The 11,230-nt window shown below is 67.3% G+C and carries 9 protein-coding genes; 4 read left to right on the plus strand and 5 right to left on the minus strand.

Annotation, left to right across the window (positions count from 1 at the left end):
- The first annotated feature begins 185 nt into the window (after positions 1–185).
- Positions 186–2,102, plus strand: a complete 1,917-nt coding sequence (gene shc, locus AC1DX5_RS19755) for a squalene--hopene cyclase (RefSeq protein ID WP_478016948.1) — start codon at positions 186–188, stop codon at positions 2,100–2,102.
- Positions 2,099–2,776 (plus strand): phosphorylase family protein, encoded by a 678-nt coding sequence (locus tag AC1DX5_RS19760; protein WP_478016949.1) that lies wholly within the window; start codon positions 2,099–2,101, stop codon positions 2,774–2,776. Before shc ends, AC1DX5_RS19760 begins: the two co-directional genes overlap by 4 nt.
- Here the strand turns inward: AC1DX5_RS19760 and hpnH are convergent.
- Positions 2,696–3,841 carry an adenosyl-hopene transferase HpnH gene (gene hpnH / locus AC1DX5_RS19765; RefSeq protein WP_465174569.1) on the minus strand — a complete coding sequence of 382 codons (1,146 nt, stop codon included), beginning with the start codon at positions 3,839–3,841 and terminating at the stop codon, positions 2,696–2,698. The genes AC1DX5_RS19760 and hpnH overlap by 81 nt on opposite strands.
- 9 nt (positions 3,842–3,850) lie before the next feature.
- Positions 3,851–4,825, minus strand: coding sequence for a 4-hydroxy-3-methylbut-2-enyl diphosphate reductase (gene ispH, locus AC1DX5_RS19770; protein ID WP_465174570.1), 975 nt, complete (start codon positions 4,823–4,825; stop codon positions 3,851–3,853).
- 224 nt (positions 4,826–5,049) lie between these two features.
- On the opposite strand from ispH, the gene AC1DX5_RS19775 reads away from it, so the two are divergent.
- Together AC1DX5_RS19775 and AC1DX5_RS19780 are read left to right on the plus strand one after the other, a co-directional pair.
- Positions 5,050–5,667 carry an ABC transporter substrate-binding protein gene (locus tag AC1DX5_RS19775; RefSeq protein WP_478016951.1) on the plus strand — a complete coding sequence of 206 codons (618 nt, stop codon included), beginning with the start codon at positions 5,050–5,052 and terminating at the stop codon, positions 5,665–5,667.
- Positions 5,664–6,701, plus strand: a complete 1,038-nt coding sequence (locus AC1DX5_RS19780) for an MlaA family lipoprotein (RefSeq protein WP_478016953.1) — start codon at positions 5,664–5,666, stop codon at positions 6,699–6,701. The genes AC1DX5_RS19775 and AC1DX5_RS19780 overlap by 4 nt, the downstream gene beginning before the upstream one ends.
- Before the next feature lie 199 nt (positions 6,702–6,900).
- On the opposite strand, the gene hpnN is transcribed toward AC1DX5_RS19780, so the two are convergent.
- From hpnN to dxs, 3 genes are all read right to left on the minus strand, one after another.
- Entirely contained in the window at positions 6,901–9,504 is a 2,604-nt protein-coding gene (hpnN, locus tag AC1DX5_RS19785; protein WP_478016955.1) for a hopanoid transporter HpnN, read from the minus strand.
- 4 nt (positions 9,505–9,508) lie between these two features.
- Positions 9,509–9,976 (minus strand): DUF2141 domain-containing protein, encoded by a 468-nt coding sequence (locus tag AC1DX5_RS19790; RefSeq protein WP_465174574.1) that lies wholly within the window; start codon positions 9,974–9,976, stop codon positions 9,509–9,511.
- On the minus strand, positions 9,966–11,230 hold a 1,265-nt coding region (gene dxs, locus AC1DX5_RS19795; RefSeq protein ID WP_478016957.1), incomplete at its 5' end, for a 1-deoxy-D-xylulose-5-phosphate synthase. The genes AC1DX5_RS19790 and dxs, both read right to left, overlap by 11 nt.

The following is an 11,230-nucleotide window of genomic DNA, read 5'->3' on the forward strand; positions in this document are numbered from 1 at the left end:
CTTCCCCGGCGAAGGCCGGGGCCCAGGTGGGAAGGCCGTAGAAAAAAGGCGCTGCGCTTCGTCACCGTCGCCCCCCACCTGGACCCCGGCCTTCGCCGGGGAAGCGGGAAGGGATCTATGTTTATTTCTCAGGAGCCTGAACCGTAACGATGCATCAGAGCTTTTCCGAAATACCGCGTGACGCCATGTCCCTCGCCACTGTCGAGGCGGCAGTCGACCGCGCAACCGCCGCAATGGCCGGGCTGCAGCGCGACGACGGCCATTGGGTGTTCGAGCTGGAAGCCGATGCGACGATCCCGGCCGAATATGTCCTGCTGCGCCATTATCTCGGCGAGCCGGTCGATGCCGTGCTTGAAGCGAAGATCGCGACCTATCTACGCCGCATTCAGTCGGCCGGGCATCATGGCTGGGGACTGTTCCACGGCGGCGCGTTCGATGTCAGCGCCTCGGTAAAGGCTTATTACGCCCTGAAGATGATCGGCGACCCGGTCGATGCGCCGCATATGGCCAACGCCCGCGCCGCGATCCTCGCGGTGGGCGGCGCGGCGGCGGTCAATGTCTTCACCCGCATCCAGCTCGCCTTGTTCGCCGCCGGGCCCTGGTCGACCGTGCCGACCATGCCGCCGGAGCTGATCCTGCTGCCGCGCTGGTTCCCGATCCATCTGTCGAAGATGTCCTATTGGGCGCGCACCGTGGTGGTGCCGTTGCTGGTGCTTGGCGCGCTCCAGCCGGTGGCGCGCAACGCGCTCGGGGTTAAGGTCGACGAGCTGTACACCGGTAAGGATGTCCGGCCGGGCACCAAGGCGGCCGACCCCAAATGGCTGTGGACGCACGGCTTCAACGCGCTCGACCGGGTGCTGAAGGCCGGCAACGGATTGTGGCCGAAAAAGCTGCGCGCCCGCGCGATCAAGGCCTGTGTCGATTTCGTGATCGAGCGGCTGAACGGCGAGGACGGGCTCGGCGCGATCTATCCGGCGATGGCGAACAGCGTGATGATGTTCGACTGCCTGGGCTATGCCGAGGATCACCCGGCCCGGGCGATCGCGCGGCAATCGATCGAGAAGCTGCTCGTGATCCGCGAGGACGAGGCTTATTGCCAGCCCTGCGTCTCGCCGGTTTGGGATACCGCGCTGGCGGCGCACGCAATGCTGGAAGCGGGCGGCGAGGACGCCGAGGCGCGCGCCGGGCGCGGGCTCGACTGGCTGAAGCCGCTCCAGGTGCTTGACGTGAAAGGCGACTGGGCCGGGGAAAAGCCCGACGTTCGTCCGGGCGGCTGGGCCTTCCAGTATAACAACGCGCATTATCCCGATCTCGACGACACCGCCGTGGTGGTGATGGCGATGGACCGCGCCAGGGCGCGGGACGACAAAGAGGCGATCGATCGCGGCGTGGAGTGGACCGTCGGGCTGCAAAGCCGCGACGGCGGCTGGGGCGCGTTCGATGCCGACAACAGCTATCACTACCTCAACAACCTGCCCTTTGCCGATCACGGCGCGCTGCTCGATCCGCCGACCTCGGACGTGAGCGCGCGCTGCGTGTCGATGCTCGCGCAACTGGGGGAGTCGCGTGACAGCGATCGGATGCGCGCGGCGCTGGATTTCCTGACGAAGGAGCAGATGCCCGATGGGAGCTGGTTCGGCCGCTGGGGCGTCAATTACATCTACGGCACCTGGTCGGTGCTGTGCGCGCTCAACGCCGCCGGCTTAGCACCGGAGGAGCCCATCGTGGCGAAGGCGGTCGACTGGCTCACCCGGATCCAGAATGCGGACGGCGGTTGGGGCGAGGACTGCGAGAGCTATGCGCTCGATTATACCGGCCATAGGCCGGCGCCCTCGACGGCATCGCAGACGGCCTGGGCCTTGCTGGGGCTGATGGCGGCGGGTGGAGTAGATTCACCGGTGGTCGCGCGCGGCGTCGAGTGGCTCGCGGCGAACCAGGAAGCCGACGGGCTCTGGGGGCAGGAGATGTACACCGGGGGCGGTTTCCCGCGGGTCTTCTATCTGCGCTATCATGGCTATCCGAAATATTTCCCGCTCTGGGCGATGGCGCGCTATCGCAACCTGAAGCGCTCCAACACGCGCCAGGTCGCGTACGGCATGTGACGATCCTGGTCGCGACCGGCTTGCGGAAAGAGGCCGCGATTCTGCGTGGGCCGAGGGTAGTTGTGGTGGCCGGGGGCGGCAATGCGGCTCGGCTGGAGCGGGAGTTGGAGGCGGCTGCGTCGGGGGCGCAGGCGATCCTGTCCTGTGGTCTGGCTGGAGCGCTGAATCCGATCCTGAAGGCAGGCGATCTGGTTATAGCTGAATACTTCCCCGGCGACGGCCGGGGAAGCGATCTTGTTGAAGCACTGCGGCAACACCTGACCGATGCTCAGGTGGGTCGGATCATCGGCAGCGATACGATCGTTGCGAGCGTGGCCGAGAAGCAGGCGCTTTACGAAGCAACCGGTGCACTCGCCGTCGACATGGAATCCCACATCGCCGCCCGCGTGGCGGAACGCCACGGCCTGCCCTTCGCGGCCATCAGGGCGATCTCCGACACCGCTGACCACACACTTCCACCGGCCGCGCTGGTCGGCATGCGCCCGGACGGCAGCATGGCGCTCGGCGCGGTCCTGGCCTCGCTCGCCCGGAACCCTCGTCAGCTGCCCGCTCTCATCCGCACCGGCAGCGATGCCGGGCGCGCCTTTGCCGCCTTACGCCGCGTTCGCGACGTGCTTGGCCGCCTTGGGATTGGCCTTGCGGATGATCTCCAGCTCGCGCTCGACATGCGATGAGTGCACGTCCTGCGCCGGGCGCTGGTTGCTGATGTCGATGTCCGGCGCCATCGGCCCGGTCGTGCGCACGCCGTTGCGGCCGATCATGAACATCTTGAGCGGGTGGCGGATCGAATCGGTCGCGGCGGTGCCCTCGAACCCGCAATGGACCATGCAGTCGGCGCATTTCTCGTATTTGCCGACGCCGTAATCGTCCCACTCGGTGCCTTCCATCAGCTCCTTGAAGCTCTGCACATAGCCTTCGCCGACGAGATAGCAGGGCTTCTGCCAGCCGAAGACGGTGCGCAGCGGCATCGACCAGGGCGTGCATTCATAGCTCTGGTTGCCGGCGAGGAAGTCGAGGAACAAAGGCGAATTGGTGAAGGTCCATTTCCTGCCGCCATCGCCCTTCGCGAACACGTCGCGGAAGAACTGCTTGGTGCGGGTGCGGTTGAAGAAATGCTCCTGGTCGGCCGCGCGTTCATAGGCATAGCCGGGCGAGATGGTGATCTCGACGCCGCGCTTCTCCATCTCGTCGAAGAAGCCCGCCAGCCGCTCGGATGACGCGCCGTCGAACACCGTGCAGTTGACCTGGACGCGGAAGCCCTTGGCCTTGGCCAGTTCGATCGCCTCGATCGCGACCTCATAGGTGCCGTCCTGGTCGACCGCGTGATCGTGCATGCCCTTGTCGCCATCGAGATGGATCGACCAGGTGAAGAAGGGCGACGGCGCATAATCGTCGATCTTCTTCTTCAGCAGCAGCGCGTTGGTGCACAGGATCACGAACTTCTTCTTCGCGATATAGCCCTGCACGATCTTCGGCATGTCGCGGTGGAGCAGCGGCTCGCCGCCCGCGATCGACACGGCCGGCGCGCCGCATTCGTCGATCGCCTCCATGCACTGGTCGAAACTCAGCCGCTGGTTGAGGATCGCATCGGGATAGTCGATCTTGCCGCAGCCGGGGCAGGCGAGATTGCAGCGCAGCAGCGGCTCCAGCATCAGCACCAGCGGATAACGGCCGCCCTTGATGTGCTGCCTGACGGTGTAGGCGCCGATGCGCGCGAGCGCGGGAAGCGGGAGGCTCATGGGATCGTCCTATTCGGCCGCTGCAGCGCGCGGCATTACGTTTCTCAGTTCGGGCGGGAGGCTGAACTCGATATTTTCCTCGACGCCGTCAAGCTGCGAGACCTCGATCGGGCGCAGCCGGGCCAGGGCGGCGATGACGTCGTCGACAAGCTCGTCCGGCGCCGACGCGCCGGCGGTGATGCCGACCGCATCCACCCCGATCAGCCATGCCGGATCGACCCCGTCGCCATCGGCGACGAGATAGCTCGGCACGCCCATCTCGACCCCGATCTCGCGCAGCCGGTTGGAATTGGAGCTGTTCTCGGCCCCGACCACGATCAGCAATTCGCTGACCCGCGCGAGATCGCGCACGGCGGTCTGGCGGTTCTGCGTGGCGTAGCAGATGTCCGACACGTCCGGGCCCTGCACATCGGCGAAACGCTCGTTGAGCGCGGCGATCACGCTGCGAGTGTCGTCGACGCTGAGCGTGGTCTGGGTGACATAGGCGATCGGCGTATCGAGCGCGAGCGGCAGCGCCGCGACCTCCGCCTCGGTCGAGACGAGGTGAATCGGCGCATCGACCTGCCCCATCGTCCCCTCGACCTCGGCATGGCCGGCATGGCCGATCAACACGAGCGTGCGCCCGGCCCTGGCGTAGCGCCGGCCCTGCACATGGACCTTGGTGACGAGCGGGCAGGTCGCGTCGAGCACGGGCAGTTCGCGCAGCTTCGCTTCGTCCTGCACCGAGCGGGCGACGCCGTGTGCGCTGAAGATCGTCGGCGCGCCGGCGGGAATCTCCGCCAGTTCCTCGACGAAAATCGCGCCTTTGCTGCGCAGCTTGTTCACGACATGGCGATTATGGACGATCTCGTGCCGGACATAGACCGGCGCGCCATGGAGATCGAGCGCGCGTTCGACGATGTCGATCGCTCGTACCACTCCAGCGCAGAAACCCCTCGGCTTCGCGAGGATCACCCGCAATGGAGCAACTTTTTCAACGGTCATCAAACCCGTGCCCAGCCCCGTACTAGTTTCACACCAGCCCCCGGTTCGGCGATATCCTTCGCCGTTGCGGTAGGAAGATAGCGACGCCGTAGCCGAGAAAAAAGGTGTAAAAGCGGCACGCATGTCAGGAACGCGGCCGTTTCGGTGGGACGATGCGGCAGAGGGTGGATTTTGCGGCGCGGCACCGATACATCCGCCGCGGGGCAGAACGGAACGGAATGAACATGCGAACCCTGATCCCCTCCCTGATCCCCTCCCTGATCATCGCGGCGCTGGTCGCGCCAGCCCCGGCCGCCCTGGCCCAGGCCAATGACCCCGCCCGCGCGCCCGTTCAGGCGCTGTGCGACGGGCTGGTCTCGATCATGAAGGGCGGCAAGGCGATGGGCGTGCGCGGCCGCGCAACCGCGATCGGCCCGGTCGTCGACCGCGTCTATGACGTGCCGCTGATGGCCCGGTTGACGGTCGGCGCCGGCTGGAACGGGATCGCGCCGGCGGACCAGACCGCGCTGGTCGCCGCTTTCCGGCGGATGGTGATCGGCCAGTATGCCACCAATTTCGATTCCTTCTCCGGCCAGAAATTCACGGTCGACGCCAATGTCGAGACTCGCGGGACCGACAAGCTGGTCAAGACCAGCCTGGTGCAGGCGGGCGAGGCGGCGATCCCGATCGCCTATCGTTTGCGCGCGAGCGGCGGCGGCTGGAAGATCATCGACGTCTATTACCGCAATTCGATCAGCCAGCTTGCTACGCGCCGCTCCGATTTCTCCCGGGTGCTGGCGACGGGCGGGGCAAAGGCGCTGATCCGCCATCTCGACGAACTGGCTGCCAAGGGCGGGAATTGAGCTTCGGTCTCGTCCTGCCGGCGGTCGCGCTGCTGAGTGCGACGCCGGAAAAGCCCGCCAGGGCAGTGCCCGCGCCGATCGTGCAGGTTGCGCCATCGGCCGTCGCCGAACCCCGGACCGAGACTCCTCCCCCGGCGCAGGCCGCCGAGGCCGTTCCGCTCGACCCGCTGGTCGATCCCGCCACGGCGCCAGCCGCGATCGAGGCAATGCCGGCCGGCAGCATCGAGCGTACGCCCGGCGACCCGCTGGAGAATTTCAACCGGCGCATGTTCTCGGCCTTCCAGAGCACTGACCGGAGGTTCGTCCGGCCGGCCGCGATGGCCTATAAGCATGTCGTGCCCAAGCCGGTGCGATCGGGCATCCGCAACGTCCTGAGCAACCTCGGCGAGCCGATCGTCTTCCTGAACGACCTGCTCCAGCTCAAGCCGGGCCGCGCGCTCAGGACGCTGGTGCGCTTCGCCGCCAACTCGACCATCGGCATCGGTGGCCTGGTCGACGTCGCCAGGACACCCGGCGTGAACCTGCCCCATCGCAGCAATGGCTTCGGCAACACGCTGGCCTATTACGGGGTCGGGCCGGGCCCTTATCTCTTCCTCCCGTTCGTCGGCCCGACCACGCTGCGCGACCTGATCGGCGCCCAGGGCGATGGCTTCGTGCTGCCGGTCGCGGTCGGCAATCCATTCGATCGCTGGCAATTTCAGCTGCCCCGGGGCGTGCTCGGCGCGCTCGACCAGCGCGCCGAATCGGATGGCGACATGAAGGCGCTGCTCGACGGCGCGGTCGACCCCTATGCCACGCTGCGGTCGGTCTATCTGCAGAATCGCGCGGCCGAGATCCAGGAACTGCATGGCCGCGCCGCGACAGGCGCCAGCCCGCTCGACGATTCGCTGAGCGATCCGGCGACAGGCACGCCCAGCCCGCTCGACGATCCGTTGAGCGATCCGGCCGGCACGCCATCGGCACCGGCAAGCGAGCCGGCAAAGGACAAGGCCGATCCCCTCAGCGACCCGCTCTCGGACCCCGCAAAACCCTAGAGCGGCGAGCGTTAAATCTGATCCGTTCGTCCTGAGTAGGGATCGAGTAGCCGAAGGCGTATCGAGAGCCCGTATCGAAGGACAGGTTGTCGCGCGGAACCTGTCCTTCGATACGCCCTCTCGATACGCCGCTGCGCGGCTACTCGATGGCTACTCAGGACGAACGGGTGGTGGTGGCTCTGATTTAATGCAAGCTACTCTAAGCCAGGACTGGCTCGTTCTTGTCCTTCCCGGCCGGCGGCCCGAGCAGGGCCGGCTCGAACACCAGCGCGCAGATCAAGGTCCAGATGAGCGAGATCATCAGGATCTTGCCCATGCTCGCCGTACCCGGATGGTGCGACAACCACAGGCTGCCGAACGCCGTTCCCGTGGCAAGCGCGCTGAACAGCACGGCGCGGGCAAGGCTCGACTGGAGCAGCCCGGTCGCGCCGTTCCGCCACGCCATCACGAAATAGATGTGGAAGGCGACGCCGACCCCGAACAGCAGCGGGAAGGCGATGATATTGGCGAAGTTGATCGGCTGGCCGATCAGCACGCAGGTGGCGAGCGTCAGGAAGATCGACAGGATCACCGGCGCCAGGGTGAACATCACCTCGCGCAGGTTGCGCAGCACCGCCAGCAGCAACAGGCTGACCAGCACGAAGGCGATCACCCCGGCCTGAACGAAGGCCCCGGCCACGGTGAACGCCGCCGCCTGAGTCGCGACCGGCAGGCCGGAGAGCGCCGGCGTCACCGTCGCCACCGCGGCGCGGAAGCGTTTGATCACCTGATTGTCGTTGCCGTCGCCCCTGGGAAAGACCTGAAGCCTCGCGCGGCCATCGGGGGCGATCCAGTCGCGAACCATGTCAGCCGGCAGGCTCTCGCGCGTGACCGGCTCGGCCTGCAGCGCGGCGCGGACCTGGTCGAGCATGACCGTCAGCGGCCGGGACAGCATCGCGTTCACCTCGGCGCGCTTCGCCGGTGTCGCCGAGGCCAGCCGCTCGAACGCCGTGGCGAGACGCCGCGCATCCACCGCGCCCTGCCCTGCCCCGCCGACCGTCTTCAGCCGCCCCGCCACCTGCCGCAACGAGGTGACCAGCGCCGCGTCATCGGGTGGCGGCGCGATGTCAAACGGGTTGAGCGTCAGGTCGAGCAGCACTGACGCGTCCTGGATCAGGGCGAGCTTGGCGGGCTGGTCCTCCGGCACGAAGCTGTCGACCGAGATCACCTGCTTCACCTCGGGCAGCGCCGAGAGGCGCTTCGCCAGCCCTGCCGAGGTCTGCGCGTCGGGCGCGAGCACATCGATCGTGTTCGGCGTCCGGTCCGGATCGCGGGTCAGGTCCGTCAGCGCCTGCATCGATGGCGCCCCGGGATCGCGCAGATGAAGCGGGTTGAAGTCGAACACGACCCAGGGAAGCAACGCGATGCTCACCGCCATCGATGCGCCGAACGCCCAGAGCACGGCCTTGCGGCGCCGTTCGAGAAAGCGGTCGGCGGGCGCGAATTGCGCGAAGCCGACCTCGCGGCGCGGCGCGCCCGGGCGCAGCAGCAGGACCAGAGCGGGCAGCAGGGTCACGCTGAACAGCAGCGCGATCACCATGCCGAGCCCGGCAATCACGCCCAGCTCGGCGATGCCGATATAGGCGGTGGGCAGGAAGGCGCCGAAGCCGAGGAACACCGCGCCCGCCGCCAGCAGCAGCGGCGCGCCGAGCGCGGTCGCGGCTGCCTCCAGCGCGGCGGCGGGTGCGAGCCCCGTCACGCGCTCGGCATTGTAGCGCACGCAGATCTGGATCCCGAAATCCACACCGAGCCCGACGAACAGCGGGATGAAGGCGACCGAGATCAGGTTGAGCCGCCCGACCGCGGCGAGACCCACGGCGAGGGTGACGACCAGCCCAAGGACGATCGTGCCGAAAATGGCCGCGACCAGCCGGGCCGATCGGGTGGCGAACCACAGGGTCACCAGCATCGCGCCGAGCATCACCATGCCGACCGCGCCGATATTTTCCTGCAAGGTCGCGAATTCCTCGTCGGCGAGCGGCACCTCGCCCGTCAGCCGGACCGACACGCCGTGCGCGGCATCGAGCCGCAGCGCCGCTGCGGCGGCATGGACCGCGTCGCTTGCCGCCTCGCCCGGCATCAGCGCGCTGTGATCGAGCACCGGCTGGGCCAGGATCAGGCGGCGCTTGGGCGGGCTGAGCGGCCCTGCGCCGGTCCCGAACAATTGCTGCCAAGAGAACCAGGCGGGCTTGCCGTCGAGCGATCGCTCGGTGGCGTCAGCCAGCGCCCGCATCGGCCGGTCGATCTGCTCGAGCGTCGCCGATTTCGCCTCGACGCCGTCGAGCATCGTCGACAGCGCGCCGCTGACGCCGCGCAGCGACGGGTCGGCGGCGAGCGGCCCGAGCAGCGGCTGCGCCTCGATCAGCGCGGCGGTCGCCTGGCGGACATCCTCGCGCGACCCGAACAACAGCCCCTCGCGAGCGAAGAAATCGCCGCCGTCCGGCCGACGCACCAGCCTGAAATGCGCCTTGTCTTCACCCAGCGCGACGGTCAGCTTCGCCGCCGCATCCTCGGCCAGTTCGGGTGTCTGGCCGTCAACCACCACCACCATCACGTCGCGCAACTGGGGAAAGGCGGCTTCCATCGCCCGTTCCTGCTTGCGCCAGTCGATATCGGGCGAGATCAAAGCCGCCGTATCGGTCGTCATGTCGAACCGCGCGGCGGTGAAGACCAGCGCCAGTCCCGCCAGCACGAGGGACAGCAGCAGGGTCAGCCATGGATGGCGAACGCTGACGCCGACCAGAGCGGAAATGGGTGACCGCATGCGCTCAGCGTGCCTTTGCCGGCCCGGACGCTCCGAGGAAATAGCGCATCTTCAGGCCAATCGCCTGTTCCTGCCCGTCAAAGGCGAAGACCGCATCGGCCCATTTCGGCGGCCCGAGGCTGATCCGGGCATCGTTCGAGAAACCGACGCCTTCCTTGGGGATGCCGAACAGCGCGCGATCGACCTTCTTGTTGCGGTTTTCGTCATGGAACACCTGCGCGGCATAACGGCCGGCAGGCAGGCCATGGATCGTCACCAGAGTGACTCCGGCGCGCGCCGGCGCGTCGCCGGCATAAGGGCAATCGTCCTTCAGGAACTGCGCCTGGGGACAGATATCGACATGCACCACGCCCGCCGAGTTGCGGACATTGTCGACCCGAATGGTGAGCGTGCCGTTCGGTGCCGGCGCCGCAGCGGTGAGCCCCAACCCGATCAGCATGGCGAAGGCGGCACGCACGCGCTTAAACAACATCGCGCCTGGCTTCCTCGACGACACCGCCCGAGTTATGGCGGAGTGCCTTGAGCACGGTATCGACGATGGCATCGGCATCGAGGCCGGCCTCGGCATATTGCTTTTCGGGCTTGTCCTGGTCCTGGAAGATGTCGGGCAGGCGCATGGTGCGGATCTTGAGGCCCGCATCGACCAGCCCGGTGTCGCTGGCAAGCGTCAGCACATGCGCCCCGAGCCCGCCGATCGACCCCTCCTCGATCGTCACCGCCACCTCATGCGTGGTCAGCAGCTTGCGGATCAGCGCCTCGTCGAGCGGCTTGACGAAGCGCAGGTCGACGACCGTGGTGGAGAGCCCCCGCGCATCGAGCGCATCGGCTGCCTTCAGTGCCTCGCCAAGGCGCGTGCCGAGCGACAGGATCGCCACCTTGTGCCCCGTGCGCACGATGCGGCCCTTGCCGATCTCGAGCAGCTCGGGCGTCTCGGGCAGCGCGACCCCGGTGCCGTTGCCGCGCGGATAGCGCACCGCGATCGGCCCGCTGTCATGTTCGACGCAGGTATGCGTCATGTGCACCAGYTCGGCCTCGTCGGCGGCCGCCATCACCACGAAATTGGGCAAGGTCGCGAGATAGGTCACATCGAAGCTGCCGGCATGYGTCGCGCCGTCGGCACCGACCAGSCCGGCCCGGTCGATCGCGAACCGGACSGGCAGATTCTGGATCGCCACGTCGTGCACGACCTGGTCGTASGCGCGCTGCAGGAAGGTCGAGTAGATCGCACAGAATGGCCGCATGCCCTGTGCGGCAAGCCCGGCGGCAAAGGTCACCGCATGCTGCTCGGCAATGCCCACATCGAAGAAGCGATCGGGATAGGCCTGGGCAAAGGCATCGAGCCCGGTGCCAGAGGGCATCGCCGCGGTGATCGCGCAGATGCGTGGGTCAGTCGCGGCTTCGGCCACCAGCGCTGCGCCGAACACATTCTGGTAGGCCGGCGGCCCCGGCGGTGCCTTGGCCTGGGCACCGGTGATCACGTCGAACTTCTGCACGCCGTGATATTTGTCCGCCGCTGCCTCGGCCGGGGCATAGCCCTTGCCCTTCTTGGTCACGACATGGACCAGGATCGGGCCTTCCTCGGCATCGCGCACATTCTCCAGCACCGGGATCAGCTGGTCGAGATTATGCCCGTCGACCGGGCCGACATAATAAAAGCCCAGCTCCTCGAACAAGGTCCCGCCCATCGCCATGCCGCGCGCGAACGAATCGGTCTTCTTCGCCGCCG

Source organism: Sphingomonas sp. P2_B6 (genome assembly GCF_056404755.1).